Here is a 22868-nt window from a genome sequence, read left to right as displayed (position 1 = left end):
CATCCGCCTGTGCAGGATGTAGGGATTAAGGGTCTTTTCTCCTGCTTTTTCCCCGCTTTTCAGCGCGCCAATTAGGGCACATTCTGGTTTCCCTGCTCGCTGTTTTCATGCTTTCGTGTTTAACTTTAGCGACCTGGGATCGATTTAAGGAGACAGACCATGTCAACAACAAAACGTTGGTGCGCGGCCTTCGCGCTGGCCGCCCTGGGCCAGCTGGGCCACGCACAGATACTCGTCGGGCAAACCGCGGGCTTCACCGGCCCCGTGGGTGCCGGCGTCAAGGAAACCACAGAGGGCGCCAAGCTCTACATCGATGCCGTCAACGCCAAGGGCGGCGTGAACGGGCAGAAGGTAGAGCTTATTTCAGTCGACGACAAGTTCGAGCCCAAGCTCGCGGCGGAAAACGCCCGCAAGCTGGTGGAAGAGCAAAACGTGGTGGCCCTGTTCCTCACGCGCGGCACGCCGCACACCGAAGGCATCATCCCCCTGCTCGACAAACACGGCGTGCCGCTGGTGGGCCCGTCCACCGGCGCCATGGTGCTGCACCAGCCCGTGAGGAAACATGTGTTCAATGTGCGTGCCACCTACCAGCGCGAAGCCGAAAAAGCGGTCACCCACCTCGCCTCCATGGGCATCACGCGAGTCGGCATCGTCTATGCCGACGACAGCTTCGGCGCCGACGGCGTCATGGGCGCGCAAAAAGGCCTGGCCACGGCCAAGCTGCAGCCGGCCATCCTCGAAAAATTCGACCGCAGCAAGCCCGACTTCGGGCCCATCGCGCCCAAGGTCTACCAGTCGAATGCGCAGGCCGTCATCATGGTCGCCTCGGGCCAGGCCGTGGTCGACGGCGTCAAGGCCTTCCGCGCGGCCGGCTCCACGGCGCAGCTCGTCACGCTGTCGAACAACGCCTCGGGCGGTTTTGTGAAAAGCCTGGGCGACAACGCCCGCGGCGTGATCGTGACCCAGGTCTTTCCGTATGAGCGCTCCATCGCCTTCCCCATGGTCAAGGAAGCCCAGGAGCTGGCCAAGGCCAAGGGCCAGGCCGACGTGAGCCCCGCCATGCTGGAAGGTTTTGCCGCGGCCAAGGTGCTGGTCGAGGGCCTGCGCCGCGCCGGCGCCAAACCCACGCGCGAAAAACTGCAGGCGGCGCTGGAAGGCCTGCGCAAGTACGACATCGGCGGGCTGGAAGTGAGCTACAGCCCCGAAGACCACACCGGCCTGGACTTCGCCGACCTGTCCATCATCGGCACGGACGGCAAGTTTAAAAGGTAGCCCCCCTGCTGACGCTCACTTCGTGTAGCGTCCCCTCCCCCCAGGGGGGACAGGCGCCTTGCGCCCGGCGGAGCCGGATCGCGGCCCCTGCTCGCGAATGCGCAAACCTGAGGCATCACAAGCCGTGCAGTTTGCTCAGAAGTAGAGGGCGTTTTCCAGTTCCTTGAACTTCTCGGGGCCTACGGCTTCCTTGATCTTGGGGGCGAGCTCTTTGAGTTTATCGATGTCGGTCGCGGCTTCCACCGCGAGGTTGAGCCGGAAACCGCGCAAGCCCAGGCCGGCCGTGAGCCGCGTGGCAATCGGGTAGGCCCTGGAATAGTGTTCCTGCGCGCTCAGCGTGGGTGAGCCGTCGGCGTTGTGCGCGGACACCGCGGGCGCCGGTGCGGTGGGCGGGGCCGGCGGCTGCACCGCGGCGGGCGCCAGCAGGCCCAGCGACAGCAAGTGGGAAATATCTTCAGCCGTGACGCCCAGGCCCGCGGTGGCCTTGACCACCTCTTCCATGCTGCGCTTGCCGTCAAACATGATGAAGGCCGAGCGTTGCCTCGGTGTCATCGGGATGGAACGGTCTTGCAATGCGGATTGGCCCAATTCCGTCTTGGTGTAAATCATCAGCGGGTCTCCAGTAAGTACGCCAGGGGGAACGCAGACTGCTGTGCGTAATGCAGAGACATTTGTGACACTTTTTTGTTGCCCCTGATTCAATTTACCCCATTTTTAGCGCCAACGCACCTTTTTGGGCACGGTCGCGGCCCTGTCCTGCAACTGGATACACCTCTTGCGGCAATAGATCACACCCAAGGGGCCGCGGCGGCAACCGGCGCGGGCAAGGCGCCATGCTTTTCACCGCTGAGGTCTATGTCCCCACCCTTGTTCAAAAGGAACAGGGCCAGGCCTGCGATCACGATAAATCCGAGCACGAGTTTCCACATTTTTCACTTCTCCAAAAAAAACAAAAAAAGGCCAAAAAAAAAGCCCCCGGCACATGGATGACGAGGGCCTGCAAATATCACAAGGCTTTTCAGCCTCAAGAACCGGCGCGGGCCGCTGGGTCCGCCCGGCGATCACAGCAATCAGTCGTTGGCGTAAATATCCACGTCCTTGGTTTCCTTGATGAACAAGGTGCCTATCACCAGCGTCATGCCGGCGACGATGATGGGGTACCAGAGGCCGTTGTACATGTTGCCGGTCTGCGCCACGATGGCGAAGGCGGTCGTCGGCAGCAGGCCGCCGAACCAGCCATTGCCGATGTGGTAGGGCAGGCTCATCGAGGTGTAGCGGATGCGGGTCGGGAACAGCTCGACCAGCATGGCGGCGATCGGGCCGTAAACCATGGTCACCAGCACCACCAGGTAGAACAGGATGATGGTGACCATGACCTTGTCGACCTTGGCCGGGTCGGCCTTGCTGGGGTAGCCGGCGGCCTTCAGGTCGTCCGCGACGAGCTTCTTGAACTCGGCGTCCTTCTTCTTGGCGTCGTCGGCGCTCAGGCCCTTGGCGTTGTAGCTGGGGATCGCGGCCTCACCGATCTTGATGGTGGCCACCGTGCCGGCGGGTGCGGCGACGTTGTCATAGCTCACCGAAGCGCCTGCCAGCACCTGCTTGGCGATGTCGCAGGAGCTGGTGAACTTGACGGTGCCGGTCGGGTTGAACTGGAACGAGCACTCTTTCGGGTCGGCGGTCACGATCACCTTGTTCTTGGCTTGCGCGGCGGCGAGGTCGGGGTTGGCGGCCTTGGTCAGCGCGGTGAACACCGGGAAGTAGGTGACCACGGCCAGCAGGCAGCCCGCCATGATGATGGGCTTGCGGCCGATCTTGTCGGACAGCGTGCCGAAGATCACAAAGAAAGGCGTGCCCAGGATCAGCGAGTAGGCCACCAGGATGTTAGCCGTGGGGCCGTCGACCTTGAGCGCCTGCGTCAGGAAGAACAGCGCGTAGAACTGGCCCGAGTACCAGACCACGGCCTGGCCGGCGGTCAGGCCGATCAGCGCCAGGATCACGATCTTCAGGTTGCGCCACTGGCCGAAGGACTCGGACAGCGGGGCCTTGGAGGTCTTGCCCTCGGCCTTCATCTTCTGGAAGGCGGGGGATTCGTTCATCGACAAACGGATGTAGACCGACACGGCCAGCAGCAGGATGGAGACGATGAACGGAATGCGCCAGCCCCAGTCGGCGAAAGCGGCTTCGCCCATGGCGGTGCGCACACCCAGGATCACCAACAGGCTCAGGAACAGGCCCAGCGTGGCCGTGGTCTGGATCCAGGAGGTGTAGGCGCCGCGCTTGCCCTGGGGCGAGTGCTCGGCCACGTAGACGGCGGCACCGCCGTACTCACCACCCAGCGCCAGGCCTTGCAGCATGCGCAGCGCGATCAGGATCACCGGCGCGGCGACACCGATGGACGCGTAGTTGGGCAGCAGGCCCACGATGAAGGTCGACAGGCCCATGATCACGATGGTGACCAGGAAGGTGTACTTGCGGCCGATCATGTCGCCCAGACGGCCGAACACCAGCGCGCCGAAGGGGCGCACGATGAAGCCGGCGGCGAACGCGAGCAACGCGAAGATGAAGGCCGAGCCCGAGTCCAGTCCGCTGAAGAACTGCTTGGCGATGATGGCGGCCAATGAACCGTAGAGGTAGAAGTCGTACCACTCGAATACCGTGCCGAGCGAAGAGGCGAAGATCACCTTCTTCTGCTCGGCGGTCATGGGTCTGTTGTCGACGGCTGTTGCCATGATGTGTGTCTCCAAATAGTGAAGGCCTCCGGTATGGAAGCTGCACTGATTATTTTTGGAGTCCCTGACCTAGCTCTGACGTGAAAATAACAGGAGCTTGCGTGAAACTTATGCGTGGCTGACAACCCAAGGGGAAACCCTTGAGAAACTTTTCAGCATACGAAGCCACTCCGGGAAAACGCCTAGAACCTTCTTACGCGCCGCGTAAAACTCGCTTACGCGCCCAAACGCCCGCTTACGCCTTGCGCGCAATACCCACGGCCACCTTGCGCACGCCGTTCCAGTCCTCGCCCTCAAACCAGGCATTGCCCAGCAGGTACTCACGCAGCATGGGCAGCGCGTCGAAGCCCCAGAAAATTTTGCCGTCGACTTCCATCGCGGGCACGCCGAACACATCGCGCGCGACGGCTTCGTCGGTGTTCTTCTTGAGCTGCGCTTTGGCTTCGCCGTCCTTCAGCGTGTGCTGCGGCGCAAGCTGCGCCGTGAGCGCCGCAAGCCGCTGCGCATCCGCGGCCTCGCCCCCGCCCTGCCAGACATGGCGAAAAATCGTTTCGCAGACATAGCGGTTGGGGCTTGCCGGGTCGTCGGGCGTGCCGCAGGCGCTGGCCAGCCGCAGCAGCGGCAAGGGGTTGAAGGGATGGCTGGCCGGCATCTGCATGGCGATGCCCTTGCTGTGCGCATGCCACAGCACCTGCCGGTAGGTCCAGTCGCGCTTGGGCGCGATCTCGGCCGGGCCCAGCTGGCCGTGGTGCTTGAGCAGGGCGGCGAAAAGCACCGGCCGGTAGCTGACGCTGTAGCTCAGGCCCTTGAGGGCTTCAGGCAGCTGTTCGAAGGCGAGGTAGGCATAGGGAGAGATGAAATCAAAGTAGAAAGTGATGTGCTTCATGAAACTCTCTCCGTTCTATGGCTCAGTTGTTCAAGGGTCAGGCCCGTACCGCCGCCATGCGCTGGCCTATGGTGCGCCAGAGTTCGCGCTGCGCCTCGGGGCCGGAGCGCGCCCAGGCCGAGATCTCGCCCAGCGTGCGAAAGCAGCCTTCGCACAGCCCGCTGTCGGCATTCACGCGGCACACCGAGATGCAGGGCGAAGGCACCACATCGCCCGCGGCCTCCACCGTGCGGCCGCGCTCCGTCACCCGGGCGACGGCCTGCTCGCGCGCGATGGCCTCCTCGCCCAGGTCCACGGCCACGTCGACCACGGGCGCGCCGGTCAGCAGTTCCAGCTCCTGCGGCATCAGCTTGAACACCGCATGCGGATGGCCGGCCGCGGCCCAGACCTCGTCAAAACGCATCAGGCTCAGGTCCACCAGCACCACGGCCTGGTTGATATGCCCCACGGGAGACACGCCCCCTATGGAAAAACCGGTTTTGCTTTTCACGAAATCCGCGTCGGCCCGGCCCACGCGCTTGCCGTCAGTACAGACCAGCGCCTCGACCTTGCGTTCATCGACCCGCCTGTCGCCCGAGGTCACGACCAGCACGGCGGCATCGTCCGACTTGCGGCGAAAAATGATGCTCTTGGCGATCTGCCCCAGGCGCACGCCCAGCGCATCGGCCGCCTGCTGCGCGGTGCGCGCCGCATCGTCCAGCATCACGGGCATATGCGGATGGCCGCATTCGCGCAGCACAGCCGCCACTCGTTGAACACCCTCGGGCAAGGCTTTTAACTCGGCACCACACATATCAATTCGCTCGCTTGTTCAAAAGCGCCGTCGCGGCGCGGGAATTCGGTTTGCGTCCCAGGAAGTCGCTGATGAATTTTCCGGCATCGATGAGCTTGTCCAGATCTATGCCGGTTTCAATGCCCATGCCGTGCAACATGTACACCACGTCTTCAGTGGCTACATTGCCGGTCGCGCCCTTGGCAAAAGGGCAGCCGCCCAGGCCGGCCGAGGAGGTGTCGAACTGCCAGACGCCCATCTGCAGCGAGGCCAGGGTGTTGCCCAGGGCCTGGCCGTAGGTGTCATGGAAATGGCCCGACACGTCGTTGAGGTCGAAGTGCCTGAGCGTCGCGTCGAGTGCGCGCTGCACCTTGAGCGGCGTGCCCACGCCAATCGTGTCGGCCACGCCCACGTGCTGCACGCCTATGCCCTTCATCAGTCCGGCCAGCATGTCCACGCGTTCAGGCGCGATCTCACCCTCGTAAGGGCAGCCCACGGTGCAGGACATCGCGCCACGCACATAAATACCCTTCTCGCGCGCGGCTTCCACCACCGGCCTGAAGCGCTCAATGCTCTCGGCAATCGAACAGTTGATGTTCTTCTGGCTGAAGGCCTCGCTGGCCGCGCCGAACACCACGATCTCGTCGGGCCACAGCTCGCGCGGCGACGCAATCGCGGCTTCAAAGCCCTTCATGTTCGGTGTCAGCACCGAATAGCGCACACCGGGCTTGCGCCGTATGCCCGCCATCACCTCGGCGTTGTCGGCCATTTGCGGCACCCATTTGGGCGACACAAAACTCGTGACCTCGATCTCGGTCAGGCCCGCGTCCTGCAGCCGGTGCACCAGCTCTATCTTGACGGCGGCCGGCACCTGGGCTTTTTCATTCTGCAGCCCGTCGCGGGGGCCGACGTCGACAAGCTTGACTCTGGAGGGTAGTTTCATAGTGTGTCCTGCAAGCCGCCTTCAGGAGGGCGGCGAATGGCCAGTCAGTATCCCTTTTTCGGATCAACCACGCCGGCTAGGCTGGCAATCGGCGCACCGCCCGCCAGGCTGCGTATCTTCCCGGCGATCTGGGCAATGCTTTCCTCGCGCAGGGTGCGGGCCGAGGTATGCGGCGTGATGGTGACCTTGGGATGTTTCCAGAAGGCATGCTCCGCCGGCAGCGGCTCGGTGCGGAACACATCCAGCGTCGCGCCGGCCAGCTGGCCGCTGTCGATCAGCGCCAGCAGGTCCTCCTCCACCAGGTGGGCGCCGCGCGCCACATTGACCACATAGCCACCCGCCCGCAGCCGCGACAGCGTGTCGCGGTTCATGATGCCCTGGGTGTCCGGCGTCAACGGCAGCAAACAGACCAGGATGCGGCTGGCCGCCAGGAAGTCCTGGAAGCCCGCACTGCCCACCTCGCCTGAAAAGCACCGCACGCCTTCCACCGCCTTGGGCGAGCGGCTCCAGCCATTCACCGGGAAATCAAATTGCGCGAGTGCCCGGCTCACGCGTTCACCGAGCACGCCCAGGCCCATCACGCCAATCGGATAGTCCGTGCGCAGGCGCGGCTTGCGGTAGGACCACTTGCCCGCTGCAATGTCGGCCTCATAGCCGTCCAATTCGCGGAAATGGCGTATCACCGCATGGCAGACAAACTCGGCCATCTGGGCCGACATGCCGGCATCGTCCAGCCGCACCACTGGCACACCGGCCGGCAGATTCAGCTTCATGAGCGCATCGACGCCCGCGCCTATATTGAAAATGCCCTTGAGCGCTTGCTGCTCGTCAAAAAATTGCTGGGGTGGCTGCCAGACCACCGCATAGTCGGCCGGCACAGCGCCCGCGGACCATAGCGTCACATCGGCCTCGGGGAAGGCGGCCTTGAGGCCGTCCACCCAGGGCTGGGGTTTGGTGTCGGAGCAGCAAAAACTGATGCGCATTGAAAGAATCCCGCTGAAATTACGTTTGGAGCCAAAACAAACTCAAACGGCTATTTTCAACAATTCCGCGCCCTCGTTGACCTGGTCGCCCGGCGCATAGAGCAATTCCTGCACCGTGCCGTCGGCGGGGGCCGCGATCGTATGCTCCATCTTCATGGCCTCCATCACCGCCAGCGGCTGGCCCTTGCTCACTTTGTCGCCGGCCTTGACGGCAAAGGACACGACCTTGCCCGGCATGGGCGCCGTCAGGCGGCCGCCCTCGGCCTGGGCCTCGCCCGCATGGGCCAGCAGGTCTATGGAGAGGATTTGCGTCGCGCCCCTGGCCGTGAACACGTGGTCCAGCTCGCCCTGCGCATACACGGCCGCCGTCATGCGCTGGCCTGCGAATTGAATCTCTATGCCCTGCGCGGTTTCGGTGAACAACAGCGGCCCCGCGACATCGCCCAAAGCAAGGTGCAGCGCGCCGTCATGCCCGTAGGTCAATGCGGCCTTGGCCGGCTCGCCGTGGAATTCAAACTCAAAGCGCCGCTGCACCACGCCATGCGAGCGCCAGCCGTCGCGGCGGCTGAAAGGGTCCGCACCCGCCAGGGCCCGCTCGTCCAGCAGCTGCCTGGCCACCGCCGCGGCGGCCGCCATGGCCAGGCCCACGGGCTCCTGCTTGAAGAGCACGGCTTCTTCGCGCTGTATCAGCGCGGTGTCCAGGTTGGCCTTGGCAAACGAAGGGCTGCGCACCACGTAACGCAAAAACTGCACATTGGTGCTCAGGCCCACGATGCGGGTCTGCGCCAGCGCATCGTCCAGCCGGGCCAGCGCCTCTTCGCGCGTGGCGCCGTGCACGATGAGCTTGGCCACCATGGAGTCGTAGTAGGGCGAAATCGCATCGCCCTCGCGCACGCCGTCGTCCACACGCACCTGCCCTCGTTCAAAGGCCGTGTGCGCCGGTTTTTTGTAGACATGCAGGCTGCCGGTGGCCGGCAGGAAGTTGTTGTCCGGCGTTTCGGCGCAGATGCGCGCCTCGATGGCATGGCCGTTGATGCGCAGCTGCTCCTGCGCCAGCGGCAGCTTTTCGCCCGAGGCCACACGCAACTGCCATTCCACCAGGTCCAGGCCGGTGATGGCCTCGGTCACCGGGTGCTCCACCTGCAAGCGCGTATTCATCTCCATAAAGAAGAAGTTCATGGAGCCATCGCTGCGCTGCTCGACAATGAACTCGACCGTGCCGGCGCCCACGTAGTTCACGGCGCGCGCGGCCGCCACCGCCGCCTCGCCCATCTGCTGGCGCATGGCTTCCGTCATGCCGGGGGCCGGCGCCTCTTCCAGCACCTTCTGGTGGCGGCGCTGCACCGAGCAGTCGCGCTCGAACAGGTAGACATAGTTGCCGTGGGTGTCGCCAAACACCTGTATCTCGATATGGCGCGGGCGCTGCGCGTATTTTTCGACCAGCACCGCGTCGTCGCCAAAGCTGTTGATGGCCTCGCGCTTGCAGGATGCCAGCGCGGCCTCAAAGTCTTCGCTCTTGTCCACCGCACGCATGCCCTTGCCGCCGCCGCCCGCGCTGGCCTTGATCAACACCGGGTAGCCAATGCGGTCGGCCTCACGCTTGAGCAGCGCCGGGTCCTGGTCGCTGCCGTGGTAGCCGGGCACCAGCGGTACACCGGCTTTTTCCATCAGCTGTTTGGACTCGGCCTTCAGACCCATGGCCTTGATGGCCGAGGCCGGCGGGCCGATAAAGACCAGGCCGGCAGTGGCGCAGGCCTGGGCGAACTCCTCGTTCTCGCTCAGAAAGCCGTAGCCCGGGTGGATCGCCTCGGCGCCCGTGGCCTTGGCCGCTTCGATGATGCGCTCCCAGCGCAAATAACTGTCCTTGGGCGCGCTGCCGCCTATGTGCACGGCCTCGTCGCAAAAGCCCACATGCTTGGCGCCCGCATCGGCGTCGGAATACACGGCAACGGACTGGATGGCCATGCGGCGCGCAGTCGCAGCCACGCGGCAGGCTATTTCACCGCGATTGGCAATGAGGATTTTTTTAAACATCGTTAACTTTCGCGGTGAAATACCCTGCGCACGCTTCGCGTGCCATGCAATTTAGCTTCGCTGCTGCGCGGCTTTGCCGCTGGTCGCCCCGATTTGCAATAAGGATTTTTTTAAACATGGTCGTTCTTTGAAAAGGGAGACTTCAAGGTAAAAGCGGCGGCAGTGCCAGGATCCGGCTTGCCGCTGAAAATGCGCGCCACGCGCACAAACAGCTGACGCAAGAAGCGCCAGCAAAGGCGTATCAACCAGACACTGAGCACCAGCACCAAGGCCAGCAGCACCACAAAAACCAGGGGATGCACAATCGCCAGCCACAGGCCCAGCGGCACCAGGCCGTCCTCCAGCAGCGAGGCGCCGATATTGCTGAAAGGTTCGGGCGAGGTATTGATGGCCGCGCGCGTAGTGGCCTTGGCGGCAAAGCTGGTGGCCGCCAGGGTGCCGCCCAGCAGGGCCGCCACCAGCGCGCCCAGGCCGTTGTCGCCGCCAAACACCGCGGCCGCCAGCGCCGCGCCGGCCGGGATGCGGATCACGCCGTGCACCACATCCCACAAAGAATCCAGGCCCGGAATCTTGTCGGCAAAAAATTCCACAAACACCATAAAACCGCTGATGCCCAGCACCACCGGGTGGGCCAGCAGCTGCAGGCCGGACGGCAGCTGCACCCAGCCCATAAAACCCGCCAGGCCGGTCAGCAACACCACCAGGTAAAGGCGCACGCCGCTGGCCCAGCCCAGCGCACCGGCCAGGGCGATCAGTTGTGCGGTGTCCAGGGTGTTCATGGCTTCAGTCTGGCTTGGAAGGCAACCAGTCGGGCTTGCGCTTTTGCAAAAACGACTGAACGCCCTCACGGCCTTCAGGGCTCACGCGCACGTCGGCAATCGCCTGCACCGTCATCTGCGTGAGTTCGTGTGTGATGGCCTGCCCCGCCACGTCCTGCACCAGCTTTTTGCACAGCTTCACGGCCTCGGGGCCGGCATTGACCAGGGTTTTCACAAGCTCGGCCACTTTGGCGTCCAGCGCGTCGGCCGCCACGAGCTCGTGCACAAAGCCTATGCGCAGCGCCTCGGCCGCGTCAAAGCGCTCGGCCGTCAAAAAGTAACGGTGCGCCGCGCGCTCGCCCATGGCGCGAATCACATAGGGGCTGATGGTGGCCGGGATCAGGCCCAGCTTGACTTCGCTGAGGCAGTAGCCGGCGGTATCGACGGACACAGCCATGTCGCAAGCCGCCACCAGGCCCATGCCCCCCGCGTACACATCGCCCTGCACGCGGGCAATGACGGGCTTGGGGCATTCATACACGGCCTGGAGCATGGTCGCCAGGCGGCCCGCGTCCTCCAGGTTCTGTTTGTAGGTGTAGTCGGCCATGCTGCGCATCCAGTTCAGGTCCGCACCCGCGCAAAAGGCCGGGCCCTGGGCCGCCAGCACCACGCATCGCAGGTCATCGCGCAGGCCCAGCTCGACAAAAGCCTGGGTCATCTCGGCGATCACCTCCTCGTTAAAGGCGTTGCGCACCTCGGGGCGGTTCAGGGTGACGGTGGCGACGTGCCCGGTGACGTCTATCAATAAATGGTTCATGGTCCTGCTTCCCTTAATACCGTTTGGCCACTTCTTCCAGCATCACTTCGGTCGCGCCGCCGCCTATGCCCAGCACGCGCGCGTCGCGCCACAGGCGCTCGATCGCCGTCTCGCGGATAAACCCCATGCCGCCGTGGAACTGCTGGCAGGTCTGCAACACCTCGTTGACGAGTTCACCCGTCAGCGCCTTGAGCATGGAGACCTCCTGCACGATGTCGCGCCCTTGCGTGACCGACCAGGCGCAGTGGTACATGAACTGCCGCGCCGCGCGCGTCTTGGCGTCCAGCATGGCGATGCGCTGGCGAATCGTCTGTTTGTCCCACAGCGTGGCGCCAAAGGCCTGGCGCTGGCGCACGTAGTCCAGCGTCATCCTGATGGCCTGGGTGCAATGGCCCACCGCCATGGCCGCGAGGGCGATGCGTTCGGTCTGGAAGTTTTTCATGACCGAATAAAAACCCTTGCCCTCCTCGCCCAGCAGGTTGCCGGCCGGGATGCGCACGTTGTCGAAGACCAGCTCGGCCGTGTCGGACGAGAGCCAGCCGGTCTTCTTGAGCGCGCGGCCCACGCTAAACCCCGGCGTGCCTTTTTCGACGATGAACATGGACACATCGTGCCGTGCCGAACCGGTCTTGGCCGCGATGAAATACAGGTTCGCATGCACGCCGTTGGTGATGAACATCTTGGTGCCGTTGAGCACCCATTCGTCGCCTTCGCTTCCCTTCTCGAGCTTGGCCGTCATGCGCATGCCCGCCACGTCGGAGCCCGCGCCGGGTTCGGTGATACCGACCGCGGTGATCGTCTTGCCGGCAATCACGTCCGGCATGTAGCGCGCCTTCTGCGCCGCATTGCCCGCGTGGAACAGATGCGGGCTGGCCATGTCGGTATGCACCAGCACCGTGATGATGAAGCCGCCAAAGGTCGACTGCGACAGCGCCTCGGCAAACACCAGGTTGCTCAGCGCATCGGCCTCGGCGCCGCCGTAGTCGGCCTCATACATCAGGCCCAGCAGGCCGGCCTCACCCAGCTTGCGCAGCACCTCGCGCGGCACGCAGCCTTCTTCTTCCCAGGCAGAGGCAAAAGGCTCGACCTCGCGCGCGATAAAGCGCGCGACCTGCTCGCGCAGCAGCTCGTGCTCGGGGGTGATGTAGATGTTGTCCATGGCCGGTTTGGTGGCTTACCCGGATTTACATGCGGAACACGCCGAATTTGGTCTCGGGAATCGGCTGGTTCAGCGTGGCCGAGAGGCCCAGCGCCAGCACACGCCGCGTGTCGGCCGGGTCTATCACGCCGTCGTCCCACAGCCGCGCGCTTGAATAGTAGGGATGCGACTGGTGACCGAACTGGTCCAGCACCGGCTGCTTGAAGGCGGCCTCTTCCTCGGCGCTCCAGCTGCCGCCCTTGGCCTCGATCGCGTCGCGCTTCACAGTGGCCAGCACGCCGGCCGCCTGCTCGCCGCCCATCACGCAGATGCGCGCATTCGGCCACATCCACAAAAAGCGCGGCGAATAGGCCCGACCGCACATGCCGTAGTTGCCCGCGCCGTAGCTGCCGCCAATGATGATGGTGAACTTGGGCACCTGGGCCGTGGCCACCGCCATCACCATCTTGGCGCCGTGGCGCGCAATGCCCTCGGCCTCATACTTCTTGCCGACCATAAAACCCGTGATGTTCTGCAAAAACACCAGCGGGATCTTGCGCTGGCAGCACAGCTCGATGAAGTGCGCGCCCTTTTGCGCCGATTCGCTGAACAGAATGCCGTTGTTGGCGATGATGCCCACCGGCATGCCCTCGACATGCGCAAAACCGCAGACCAGGGTGGCGCCGTAACGCGCCTTGAACTCGGCAAACTCGCTGCCGTCCACAATGCGCGCGATGATTTCGCGCACGTCATAAGGCTTGCGTGTATCGGTCGGAATCACGCCATACAGTTCTTCCGCCGGGTACAGCGGCGGCACCGGCGTGCGCAGCACCTGCCCGGGCTGCTTTTGCCGGTTCAGGTTGGCCACGGCGCGGCGCGCCAGGGCCAGCGCATGCGGGTCGTTCTGCGCCAGGTGGTCGGCCACGCCCGACAGCCGCGTGTGCACGTCGCCGCCGCCCAGGTCTTCGGCGCTGACGATTTCGCCAATCGCCGCCTTCACCAGCGGCGGGCCGCCCAGGAAGATGGTGCCCTGGTTCTTGACGATGATGGTCTCGTCGCTCATGGCCGGCACATAGGCGCCGCCGGCCGTGCAGCTGCCCATGACCACCGCGATCTGCGCAATGCCCTGGGCGCTCATATTGGCCTGGTTAAAAAAGATGCGGCCGAAATGGTCGCGGTCGGGAAACACCTCGTCCTGGTTGGGCAAATTGGCGCCGCCCGAATCGACCAGGTAAACGCAAGGCAGGTTGTTCTGCTGCGCGATCTCCTGCGCGCGCAAATGCTTTTTGACCGTCATCGGGTAATAGGTGCCGCCCTTCACCGTCGCGTCGTTGCACACAATCATGCAGTCCACGCCGCTGATGCGGCCTATGCCGGCGATCACACCCGCGCAGGGCGCGCTGTCGGTGCCGTCGCGGTCCGGGTACATCGCATACGCGGCCAGCGGCGAAAGCTCCAGGAAAGGCGTGCCCGGGTCCAGCAGCATCTGCACCCGGTCGCGCGGCAGCAGCTTGCCGCGTGAGGTGTGCCGCGCACGGGCCACATCGCCGCCACCCTGGGCGGCCTTGGCGACCTTGGCCGTCAGGTCATCGACCAGCGCGCGCATGGCGGCGGCATTGGCCTGGAAGTCGGCGGAACGGGCATTGAGCTGGGTCTCAAGAGCGGACATGGATTTTTTCCTGATGGGGGCGCTGAACGGACGCCGGAGGGCGTACCAGCCCTACCTTAGCGCCAAACAGCCAGCTTAGCGAAAACCCGCGCCCTGCAGGCCGCCAACAAGGTTGCAAATCCTGCCAACGGCACCGAGAATGGCCGCATGCCCGCCCGCAGCCCCGCCAACCCGCCCGTCGCCGCCACGCCCATGGCCTTTGCCAGAAGCATCACGGCCGCCTACAAGCGCTACGGCCAAAGCCCCGACCAGGCGTTAAAACTGGCACAGATCACGCCAAACCAGCTCAAACAGGCCAATGCCCACATCACGGCCCGCCAGATGGAAGTCCTCTCAGGCGCCGCCATGCAGGAACTGGGTGACGAAGGCCTGGGCGCCTTCAGCCGCAAACTGCCCTGGGGCAGCTACGGCATGCTGGCCCGCGCATCGATCAGCTCGCCCAATCTGGGCATCGCCCTCAAACGCTGGTGCCGACACCATGCGCTGATTGCCGACGACATCACGCTGCGTTTAACGACCAGCGGCGATACGGCCGCGATCACGGTGGAAGAGAAAACGCCCGGCCGGGTTGGCGAGTTTGGCATCGTCCACGTGCTGCGCAATATCCACGGCCTGGCCTGCTGGTATGTGGATTCGCGCATTCCCCTGCAAGGCGCCCGCTTCCCCTTCGAAGCGCCGGCCCATGCGGAGGCCTACACGTTGATGTTCCCCGGCCCGGGCCTGCAGTTCAAGGCCGCGCAGGCCGAGATCCGCTTTGATGCGCGTTACCTGGCTTTGCCGCTGCGCCGTGATGAAAAGGCCTTGCAGCAGATGCTGCAGCGGGCTTTACCCTTGACGGTGTTGCAGTACCGGCGCGATCGTTTGCTGGTGGAGCAGGTGCGGCAGGCACTGGCGAATCCTGCAGTGCTGTCCCATAACGCCGAGACTTTGGCGGCGGCCCTGAACATGTCGCCGCGCTCCCTGCACCGCCAGCTTCAGGAGGAAGGAGCTTCGCTGCAACAGCTCAAGGATGAGGTGCGCTTTGAGAAAGCCAAGGACTTGTTGCTGCGGACGTCGAAACCGATCAAGCAGGTGGCCGAGGCTTCGGGGTTCCGGAATGAGAAGAGTTTTACGAGGGCGTTCCGGGAATGGAGCGGCCAGTCACCCGCGGAGTTTCGACAGGGAAACCAGCCACTGGCCTGATTTGCCCCTTTCGTGGCAGGACTTGTGACGCGCGCCCCCCTAGACTCTGCGCATGATCACCCTTCACCACTGCGTCAGCGCCCGCTCGTTCCGCCCCTTGTGGATGCTCGAAGAGCTGGGCTTGCCCTACACGCTGCGCATGCTGCCTTTTCCGCCGCGTGCGCTGGCCCGCGAATTCCTGGCGGACAACCCCCTGGGCACCGTGCCGCTGCTGGTGGACGGCGACACCCGCATGACCGAATCCGCGGCGATATGCCAGTACCTTGCGGCACGGCACAGCCCCGGCCAGCTGGATGTGCCGCTGGCGGACCCGGCCCATGGCGCTTACCTGAACTGGCTGCACATGGGCGAAGCCACGCTGACCTTTCCGCAAACCCTGGTGCTGCGCTACACCCACTTCGAACCCGAGGCGCGCAAACAGCCCCAGGTCGCGGAAGACTACAGCCGCTGGTTCCTCGCCCGGCTGAAAGCCATGGACGCCGCCCTGCAGCCACAACAACAGGAATTTCTCTGCGCCGGCCGCTTCACCGCGGCCGATGTGTCGGTGCATTACGCCCTCATGCTCGCCAAGCACCTGGGCCTGGCCACACAATTTCCCGATGCCGTGCGCCGTTACCACCAGCGGCTGGAGCAACGCCCGGCATTCCAGCGCGCCCTGCAAGCACAGCACCAGGCCGCGTTGGACCAGGGCATCCCCACCACGCCGGCGCCGGACATGCGGCCGGGCCAGTGACAGGAAGAGGGGGAAATTACCCGCAGGGGTTCCTGCAGCAGCTCAAGGATGAGGGGCGGTTTGAGAAGGCCGGGGACTTGTTGCTGCGGACGTCGAAACCGATCAAGCAGGTGGCTGAGGCTTCGGGGTTCCGGAATGAGAAGAGTTTTATTCGGGCGTTTCGGGAGTGGATAGGAAATTCACCGCCAGGATTTCGCGTATCCGCGCACGGAAGCAAATGTCCTTTTTGCTGAGGAACTTCGCCCTTTATGCATGCCTAGTGCGAAATCGCTGCTCGATGACAGAGCATCGACCATGCGCACGATGCCGACCCCCTTAACAGGCGATACTCGTTTCATGCAGACTAATCATCAACATCACGACAACGATGCCGACTATGAAGCACTCTTGGATGTGTGCGTTGAAATGGTCGAGGCGCAACGTGGACAACCTATCGAGCCGGGGCAGGGGTGGACCAATGACAGGCAAGCGCTAGCAAAAAAACTGATCTATCACTTATCAACGATCCGATCACTAAGAATGGGGTCGGCGTTGTTTGCAGGGGGACAGGAACATCGTTTTATCGATCATGGCTCCGTGATTATTCTTGTCCGCGCCGTCGTCGAAAATTTTATTGTGTTTGCCTGGATCTTCGGCGGCGAAAGTTCAGAGATCGCGAAATTCAGGCACTCCGTTTGGCGCTACGCCGGATTGCGCGACCGCCTCGAGCGCCAAGCCATCACGAAAGAAGCCCGCGCCGTTCAAGCCCGCGAAGGCCCCGACGCCGAGAGATTGCTCACCGATATAAAAGCACACCCCGCGTTCAAAGCTCTATCCAACGGGCAGCAAAAAGCAATCACTGGACGAAGCGATTGGAAGCTCGGAAAACCCTGGGGAGAATTGGCTGTCGAGGTCGGTTTAAGCGCAGGTTACTTCAGGGCCGTTTATAGCTACCTATGTGATTACTCTCATACATCCTACGCAGCAACTCTTCAAATCGCTCAAGCGGATGTCGAAGCTCAGTCAAGCATGGCAAAAAGCATGATGGGGGTAGCCAACCTCTGCATGGCACACTTCGCCACTATTTATGCGGCACTGTTCGTGTCTGCACAAGAGCTGCTTGACGCAAGCTCTTCCAAGCTCATTGTCGGCAAATGGAATTCCACCACTGCCGGAATGAACGAGATCTATGGAAAAAATATCTGACTTCCGCCATACCTATCAGCGCCTTCAATTCAGTTAGATTGATAAGGTGCCAAGGCTAATCTTTGACTACAAAGTGCTGGCAGGAAGAGCTTTGCACTCTCATCTAAAGCATCCCCAAGCAAGGGCCGGCCTCAAGAACAGTAATTCCGAAAGAATCACTTAAATCGCGCCGCTTGGCCGGTGAGAAGTCCTCAAAATCGTGAGATACGAGAGTTCTTCCTACAGAGTTCGCTGAAACTTTTATAAAGGTCCGATCACGCGGTTTCGCAACCATCTGATTTAGTTTTTTAGAAAGTTGTGGCGTTAGTTTGGTTTTAAACATTGAGATACGACCACCCAATGCTAGCGACGTGAGCAAGGCGCTCGGCAAGCTTCCGGGAACAATCTTGTTTAGATACTCAGATCCAATAAGACTCTTATTGAGTGCTGAATCGAGAGAGAACCCCTCATCAATAGCAAGATTTGTAGTGCAACTAAGCAGGTGTTGTACCAAATTCAATGAATCTCCATGCCTAAGTTCAATGTTATTGCAAGAGTGAAGAAACACATTCGTATCGATTGTCAGGTCAGGAAGCGGCATGTGTACCTCGCTTTCTTGCTGGCCCGCTTTTAGCTGGAGTTTTTTTAGTCTCTGTTTTTTTGAGAATGGGAGCTTTCTTTGCTTTCGCTTGCGCAGAAGCCAATGCTAGAGCCTCTCGAAGTCCATCATCAAAGAATCCGTGAGGCCAAGCATCGCGCTGGATTGAACCGTCATCTCCAATTGCAATTGATCGAATAATTGAGACGCCCTCGTTCTTTTCGACGAAATAGAGAGCTACGTCTTGAGCTGAAATCTTCCCTTCAGCGACCAAGCGCCGCAGTCTTACGATAAGGTGCTCGCTATGCGTCTCCACAATCACTCGGTGGCCTGAAGTTGCCATCTCAACAAACAAATCGGCCAACACGCATTGCAGCCTAGGATTTAGGTGAATTTCCGGTTGCTCCGCTAACGTCAAACTGTCATGAGGTGCCGCCGCAGCTTGAACAATAAGTGGCAACACCTGCGAAGCGCCAAACCCTGCATCCGCTACATTGGTCTTTTGCCCACCTGTTATGAATTGCAATTGAAAGAGATCGTCGGTAAGGTCTATTGACTGTAGCGATTGACCGAAATCAAATCGCTTTACCCACACATCAACATCGGCTCGAAGTTTTGCAGTTCCTCGACGGAATAAATTTGCAGCATGCTCCCCCTGAGAACCCACCGTGTCAGGGAGTTCGGGAGACACCCGATAGAAACGTTTGAGCTTCGCCCGAAGAGGTCCAACGTAACTTAGCTGGCTGAATAGAGCTCGAACATTGGCATGGGTAAATCCAATCGCCCGGAGATAGTGAGAGAGTTCAGAGGAGAATGGAGCCGACTTTAACTCCTCGCCTTTGGAAGACTTCTTGTCTAAGGACTTCTTATCTAGCTCGAAAAATACGTCGTTAGGCGAAAATAAAAAATTTTCTGGTGCCGCCCCAGCTAGGGCCTTCCTTTCTTCGGCAGTCATTTTTCCCAGAGACATTGCGCCTTCAAGAGAAAAACCTGTCTTGCTTGCCACACGTGAAAAGTATGAGCTTGAAAATGTCCGTAACTTCAAATCGCTTTAAGCTCATTCGCTCAGGCGTTGAACCAGCGGAAAAAGTAAGCTCAATACCACCCGGAGGATAGGTGCCTACTTTTTTGATTTTGGAAGATGTCGAATGTGAATGAAACCGCATCCCGAAAAATAACTCCCTATTGACGTCATGCGTATGAACAAAGTCCTTGTACGTACCCAAGTCAATCAGGGGACCAAATGGCAATAACGGTACTTCGCTATCCTTAGACTCAAGCGTCTGAGAAAGAAGCAGGAGCGGCGAAATAATGCTGCTCTTTCCTGCATTGTTTGAACCCAGCAGTATGGTCAGCGGTTTTAACTCTACCCACCCGGTGTCTTCAAATCTACGGAAGTTTTTCCAGCGAATTTCATAGTTACTATGTAACTTGGTAGCCATATCCCCTCCGATTTAACGACAACTTTTCGCCGAATGTAACGAGTGTCACTGGGGAAAACACGAGGGTTTTACCCCTAATTCCGTCGTGAATATTTCCATGGCGATTGGAGTTCACGCTCGCTTTGGCTGCTTAAGCGCTGGTTAGACTTCCTCCCAAGCCTCTTCTTGCCCTGAGATGTGCATGCGGTGCGCCCGCAGAACCCGCGAAATCGATTCACAGCAAAATCTCGAAGTCGGGTTTTTCGTCGCTTTGCGAATTACCCAGCCTCTTACGAATCTTCACCTGTTCAACCGCGTAAAAATCCGTCACGCGTTTAATCACATGGAACGCGGTTGTGCGTCCTCCACGTTTCGTCAATAGATCCTTCAATTGCAGAATTTTCCTCATACCAAGCAGGCTCCCGGGGAAATATCCTACGTTTGTAGGATTTTTAAACTCAGGCCAGAGCCTCCGCAACCTTCGGTCCCACCCCAATCCGCTCCAAAGCCCCCGCCAGGCTAGCCACCGTCCGGTCCACGTTGTGCCACTTCTCCAGCCCAAACAGCCCCACACGGAAGGTCTTGAAGTCCGGCCCTTCGTCGCACTGCAGCGGCACGCCGGCGGCGGTTTGCAGGCCTTCGGCCAGAAACTTCTTGCCTGACTGGATGTCGGGGTCGGTGGTGTAGCTGACGACCACGCCTGGGGCCTTGAAGCCTTCGGCGGCCACGCTGGGCAGGCCGCGGCTTTCGAACAGCTGCCGCACCTTGCGGCCCAGCTCTTCCTGCTCGCCCTTCACTTTGGCAAAGCCGTAGTCCTGGGTTTCCCTCATCGTCGCGCGCAGGCGTGTGAGGGCGTCTGTGGGTAGCGTCGCATGGTAGGCGTGGCCGCCTTTTTCGTAGGTCTCCATGATCTGCAGCCACTTCTTCAGGTCGCAGGCAAAGCTGGAGCTCTGGGTGGTTTCGATCGCGGCGCGGGCGCGTTCGCTGAGCATGACCATGGCGCAGCAGGGTGAGCTGCTCCAGCCTTTTTGGGGGGCGGAGATCAGGATGTCGACGCCGGTGGCTTTCATGTCGACCCACATGGCGCCGGAGGCGATGCAGTCGAGCGCAAACAGCCCGCCGACGGCATGCACTGCTGCCGCTACGGACTGGATATAGCTGTCGGGCAGCATCATGCCGGAGGCGGTTTCAACGTGCGGGGCAAAGACTAAAGCGGGCTTTTCTTTGGCGATGGCGGCGACGACGTCGGCCACCGGTGCGGGCACCCACGGCGCCTGGGCGCCGGCGCCCGTCTTGCGGGCCTTGAGCACGGTGTGGGAGGCGGGGATGTTGCCCATCTCGAAGATCTGCGTCCAGCGGTAGCTGAACCAGCCGTTGCGGATGACCATGACGTGTTTGCCGGCGGCGAACTGGCGCGCGACGGCTTCCATGCCGTAGGTGCCGCTGCCGGGCACGAGCGCGACCGAGTGCGCGTGGTAGACCTCTTTGAGGATGGCGGAGATGTCGCCCATCACGCCCTGGAAGCTGCGCGACATGTGGTTGAGCGCGCGGTCGGTGTAGACGACTGAAAATTCGAGCAGGCCGTCGGGGTCAACGTTGGGGAGCAATCCGGGCATGGTCTCACCTTTATTTTTAAAAGTCGGGCTGGCAGCTTAGCACCGCGGCCCGATTCGTGACAGCCTCGGCCCGGGGAAACCGCTTCAGCCCTGGGGAGGCTGGTCTTTCAGCGCCCGGGCCGGTGCCCGGGTGCCGCGTTCAGGCCGCCTTGCCTTCGTACTGCTCAAAAAAGCCGATGGGATGCATGTCTATGTACCAGCCGACCTGTTCGCCCAGCGTGGCGGCCGGGTGGATGGAGGCCAGGCGCACGGCCTCGTCGCGGCTGTCGGCCTCGATGATGAAAAAGCCGCCGACCAGTTCCTTGACTTCGGTGAAGGGGCCGTCGGTGACTTTCGGCTTGCCGCCGCGCGGCTGGATGCGAATGGTCTGCTCGGGCTCGCCCAGCGAGGCGCTCAGGCGCAGCTGGCCGGTGGCCTTGAGTTCCTTGTCCTTGGGCGGGCACTGGCTGACCAGGGCCTGGACGTCGGCGGGCGCCATGGCGGCGAAGTCGGCGGGGTTGTAATAGGCGAGGCAGAGGTATTTCATGGTGTTTCCTTCGAAAAGTGGTTGATGACACCTTGACGACGAGCGAGGCAGGCCGGAATCGACACGCCGGCCTGGAAAAATTTCAGCTTAACAAGGCCGCCAGCTCCGCCATGTCGGTAAACACCTGCGATGCGCCGCTGGCTTTGAGCGCATTGGGCGCGTCATGGCCCATTTCAGACGGGCTGTAACCGAACACCGTGCAGCCGGCCGCGACGCCGGCGGTGACGCCGGTGACGGTGTCTTCCACCACGGCGCAGCGTTTGGGGTCCACGCCCAGGGCCGCGGCGGCGGCCAGGTAGACGTCGGGAAAGGGTTTGGAGCGCGGCAGCTCGTGGCCGCTGAAGATGCGGCCCTTGAAGAAGGGCATCAAACCGCACTTCTCCAGCTGCAGCTCGACCTTGAAGCGGTCGGCACCGGAGGCGCAGGCGATGCGGCCCTGGTAAAGCGCGTGGACCTTGGCGATGGCATCGACGGCGCCGCTGATGGCCTTGAGGTCGCGCATCAGGCCTTGGTTACGGCGTTCACGAAATTTGACCATCCACTCTTCGGTCACGGGGCTGCCGGTGTTGGCGGCGATCAGCGCGGCTTCGTCCTTGACGGCCTTGCCGACAAAGATGCGCATGCATTCGGCGGGGCTGAGCTTCCAGCCGCGCTCTTCGAGCATGTCGCGCAGCACGCCGTTGGTAATGGGTTCGCTGTCGACCAGCACGCCGTCACAGTCGAATAACACCGCGTCGAATTTCATGGTTCCGCTTTCATGTCCAGTTCAGGTTTTGCCGGGGCGGCGAGCGTGAACATCACCCATTCCGGCCGCATGTTGAAACGCACGGGCAGGATGCTGACGCCCAGGCCGCTGGTGATGTACATGCGATTGTCGCCGTGCTCGACCCAGCCGTAAGCCCAGTCGCGCGGGCCGGCGCCGGGCACCACGGGCGAGCCTATGAAAGGCAGGCTGACCTGGCCGCCGTGGGTGTGGGCGGCCACAACAAGGCCGCGCACGGGCGGCAGCTCGAACAGGCTGGCCGGCTCGTGCATGAAGACCAGGGCCTGCGCGCCCCTGGGCACCCCGGCCATGGCGCGCACCGGGTCGGAATGGCCGGTATGGTCGTCGCCCACGCCCACCACCCACAGGGCGGTGCCGGGCAAGGGCACGGCCTGGTTCTCCAGCACCTGGATGCCGGCGCGCTGGAAGGCGGCCGTGAACTTCGCGCCGTCGTGCCACCAGTCATGGTTGCCCATGACGGCGTAGACGCCCAGCCGGGCCTTGAGCCCGCCCAGCACCTGGGCAATCTCGTCTTCGGGCGTGGCGGCGATCTCGGGCTGGTAGTCGCGGTCGGCAAGGAAGTCGCCGGGCAGCAGGATGACGTCGGGTTGCGCGGCATTGATCTCGGCGACGATGGCGCGGGCGCGCTCCAGCGTCATGACGCGCCACAGCGGGCGTTTGGTGAAATGCCAGTCGGAGGCGACGGCCACCTTGAGGCCGGGCAGGCCTTTCCAGTTTGGGACGGTCTCGCGGATGTCTCGCTGGGCGACCCAGCGCGGCTCTATCAGCACGGCCCAGATGAAGAGCAGCACCGCCAGCAGCCACAGGGACCAGGCGGCGATTTTCCAGCGGCGGCTCAAACGG

Annotated in this window: 24 protein-coding genes; 5 read left to right on the top strand and 19 right to left on the bottom strand. The window is 62.1% G+C overall.

The features are described 5' to 3' along the window. Positions 1 to 159: 159 nt before the first annotated feature. On the top strand, positions 160 to 1272 hold the full coding sequence (locus tag PMI15_RS09800; protein ID WP_007867494.1) for an ABC transporter substrate-binding protein: 1113 nt from the start codon (positions 160 to 162) through the stop codon (positions 1270 to 1272). A gap of 135 nt (positions 1273 to 1407) precedes the next feature. Here PMI15_RS09800 and PMI15_RS09795 read toward each other — a convergent pair whose 3' ends face one another. The 12 genes from PMI15_RS09795 to PMI15_RS09745 all read right to left on the bottom strand — a co-directional run bounded on the left by PMI15_RS09795 (position 1408) and on the right by PMI15_RS09745 (position 14001). Next, a complete protein-coding gene (locus tag PMI15_RS09795) occupies positions 1408 to 1881 on the bottom strand; it encodes a hypothetical protein (RefSeq protein WP_007867492.1) in 474 nt (157 codons plus the stop codon). 179 nt (positions 1882 to 2060) lie between these two features. Further along, positions 2061 to 2201, bottom strand: coding sequence for a hypothetical protein (locus PMI15_RS25080; protein ID WP_007867489.1), 141 nt, complete (start codon positions 2199 to 2201; stop codon positions 2061 to 2063). Between the two features lie 141 nt (positions 2202 to 2342). After that, positions 2343 to 4001 carry an MFS transporter gene (locus tag PMI15_RS09790; protein ID WP_007867488.1) on the bottom strand — a complete coding sequence of 553 codons (1659 nt, stop codon included), beginning with the start codon at positions 3999 to 4001 and terminating at the stop codon, positions 2343 to 2345. A 235-nt stretch (positions 4002 to 4236) separates the two neighbouring features. Continuing rightward, on the bottom strand, positions 4237 to 4887 hold the full coding sequence (locus tag PMI15_RS09785) for a 2-hydroxychromene-2-carboxylate isomerase (protein WP_007867486.1): 651 nt from the start codon (positions 4885 to 4887) through the stop codon (positions 4237 to 4239). 37 nt (positions 4888 to 4924) lie between these two features. Beyond that, positions 4925 to 5656, bottom strand: a complete 732-nt coding sequence (locus PMI15_RS09780) for a YbaK/EbsC family protein (RefSeq protein WP_238541099.1) — start codon at positions 5654 to 5656, stop codon at positions 4925 to 4927. Positions 5657 to 5681: 25 nt separating this feature from the next. Continuing rightward, on the bottom strand, positions 5682 to 6602 hold the full coding sequence (locus tag PMI15_RS09775) for a hydroxymethylglutaryl-CoA lyase (protein ID WP_007867482.1): 921 nt from the start codon (positions 6600 to 6602) through the stop codon (positions 5682 to 5684). A gap of 44 nt (positions 6603 to 6646) precedes the next feature. After that, complete coding sequence (locus PMI15_RS09770; RefSeq protein ID WP_007867480.1) at positions 6647 to 7585, bottom strand: glyoxylate/hydroxypyruvate reductase A; 939 nt, start codon at positions 7583 to 7585, stop codon at positions 6647 to 6649. A gap of 42 nt (positions 7586 to 7627) precedes the next feature. Continuing rightward, positions 7628 to 9619 carry an acetyl/propionyl/methylcrotonyl-CoA carboxylase subunit alpha gene (locus PMI15_RS09765; RefSeq protein ID WP_007867478.1) on the bottom strand — a complete coding sequence of 664 codons (1992 nt, stop codon included), beginning with the start codon at positions 9617 to 9619 and terminating at the stop codon, positions 7628 to 7630. 110 nt (positions 9620 to 9729) lie between these two features. Then, positions 9730 to 10398 carry a DUF4126 domain-containing protein gene (locus tag PMI15_RS09760; protein ID WP_007867476.1) on the bottom strand — a complete coding sequence of 223 codons (669 nt, stop codon included), beginning with the start codon at positions 10396 to 10398 and terminating at the stop codon, positions 9730 to 9732. Positions 10399 to 10402: 4 nt separating this feature from the next. Then, positions 10403 to 11194: an enoyl-CoA hydratase/isomerase family protein gene (locus tag PMI15_RS09755; protein ID WP_007867472.1), complete on the bottom strand. Its 792-nt coding sequence runs from the start codon at positions 11192 to 11194 to the stop codon at positions 10403 to 10405. 13 nt (positions 11195 to 11207) lie between these two features. Beyond that, on the bottom strand, positions 11208 to 12353 hold the full coding sequence (locus tag PMI15_RS09750) for an acyl-CoA dehydrogenase family protein (protein WP_007867468.1): 1146 nt from the start codon (positions 12351 to 12353) through the stop codon (positions 11208 to 11210). A 25-nt stretch (positions 12354 to 12378) separates the two neighbouring features. After that, complete coding sequence (locus PMI15_RS09745; RefSeq protein ID WP_007867466.1) at positions 12379 to 14001, bottom strand: carboxyl transferase domain-containing protein; 1623 nt, start codon at positions 13999 to 14001, stop codon at positions 12379 to 12381. Between the two features lie 147 nt (positions 14002 to 14148). Here PMI15_RS09745 and PMI15_RS09740 point away from each other — a divergent pair, with 147 nt between their 5' ends. The 4 genes from PMI15_RS09740 to PMI15_RS09730 all read left to right on the top strand — a co-directional run bounded on the left by PMI15_RS09740 (position 14149) and on the right by PMI15_RS09730 (position 17101). Continuing rightward, a complete protein-coding gene (locus PMI15_RS09740) occupies positions 14149 to 15183 on the top strand; it encodes an AraC family transcriptional regulator (RefSeq protein ID WP_007867463.1) in 1035 nt (344 codons plus the stop codon). Positions 15184 to 15235: 52 nt separating this feature from the next. Continuing rightward, complete coding sequence (locus PMI15_RS09735) at positions 15236 to 15916, top strand: glutathione S-transferase family protein (RefSeq protein ID WP_007867461.1); 681 nt, start codon at positions 15236 to 15238, stop codon at positions 15914 to 15916. Continuing rightward, positions 15913 to 16149, top strand: a complete 237-nt coding sequence (locus tag PMI15_RS24725) for a helix-turn-helix domain-containing protein (protein ID WP_369751953.1) — start codon at positions 15913 to 15915, stop codon at positions 16147 to 16149. The genes PMI15_RS09735 and PMI15_RS24725 overlap by 4 nt, the downstream gene beginning before the upstream one ends. A gap of 61 nt (positions 16150 to 16210) precedes the next feature. Continuing rightward, positions 16211 to 17101, top strand: a complete 891-nt coding sequence (locus PMI15_RS09730) for a DUF5677 domain-containing protein (RefSeq protein ID WP_007867458.1) — start codon at positions 16211 to 16213, stop codon at positions 17099 to 17101. A gap of 103 nt (positions 17102 to 17204) precedes the next feature. Here the strand turns inward: PMI15_RS09730 and PMI15_RS24720 are convergent, their stop codons facing one another. The 7 genes from PMI15_RS24720 to PMI15_RS09710 all read right to left on the bottom strand — a co-directional run bounded on the left by PMI15_RS24720 (position 17205) and on the right by PMI15_RS09710 (position 22864). Further along, the gene (locus PMI15_RS24720; protein WP_157214586.1) at positions 17205 to 17681 is read right to left on the bottom strand and encodes a hypothetical protein; all 477 of its coding nucleotides are present in this window, start codon (positions 17679 to 17681) and stop codon (positions 17205 to 17207) included. Further along, entirely contained in the window at positions 17668 to 18684 is a 1017-nt protein-coding gene (locus PMI15_RS24335; protein WP_157214585.1) for a DUF3696 domain-containing protein, read from the bottom strand. The genes PMI15_RS24720 and PMI15_RS24335 overlap by 14 nt, the downstream gene beginning before the upstream one ends. After that, entirely contained in the window at positions 18656 to 19120 is a 465-nt protein-coding gene (locus PMI15_RS24330) for an AAA family ATPase (RefSeq protein WP_081499584.1), read from the bottom strand. Before PMI15_RS24330 ends, PMI15_RS24335 begins: the two co-directional genes overlap by 29 nt. A gap of 437 nt (positions 19121 to 19557) precedes the next feature. Continuing rightward, positions 19558 to 20715 carry an aminotransferase class V-fold PLP-dependent enzyme gene (locus PMI15_RS09725; protein ID WP_007867447.1) on the bottom strand — a complete coding sequence of 386 codons (1158 nt, stop codon included), beginning with the start codon at positions 20713 to 20715 and terminating at the stop codon, positions 19558 to 19560. A gap of 139 nt (positions 20716 to 20854) precedes the next feature. Beyond that, on the bottom strand, positions 20855 to 21241 hold the full coding sequence (locus PMI15_RS09720; protein ID WP_007867444.1) for a YciI family protein: 387 nt from the start codon (positions 21239 to 21241) through the stop codon (positions 20855 to 20857). Between the two features lie 82 nt (positions 21242 to 21323). Continuing rightward, a complete protein-coding gene (locus PMI15_RS09715; RefSeq protein ID WP_007867441.1) occupies positions 21324 to 21986 on the bottom strand; it encodes an HAD family phosphatase in 663 nt (220 codons plus the stop codon). Further along, the gene (locus tag PMI15_RS09710) at positions 21983 to 22864 is read right to left on the bottom strand and encodes a metallophosphoesterase (protein WP_007867432.1); all 882 of its coding nucleotides are present in this window, start codon (positions 22862 to 22864) and stop codon (positions 21983 to 21985) included. Before PMI15_RS09710 ends, PMI15_RS09715 begins: the two co-directional genes overlap by 4 nt. Between the last annotated feature and the right edge of the window lie 4 nt (positions 22865 to 22868).

Source organism: Polaromonas sp. CF318, assembly GCF_000282655.1.
Lineage (GTDB): Bacteria > Pseudomonadota > Gammaproteobacteria > Burkholderiales > Burkholderiaceae_C > Polaromonas.
The sequence above is the reverse complement of the archived record's forward strand: the minus strand, read 5'-3'. Positions and strand labels throughout refer to the sequence as shown.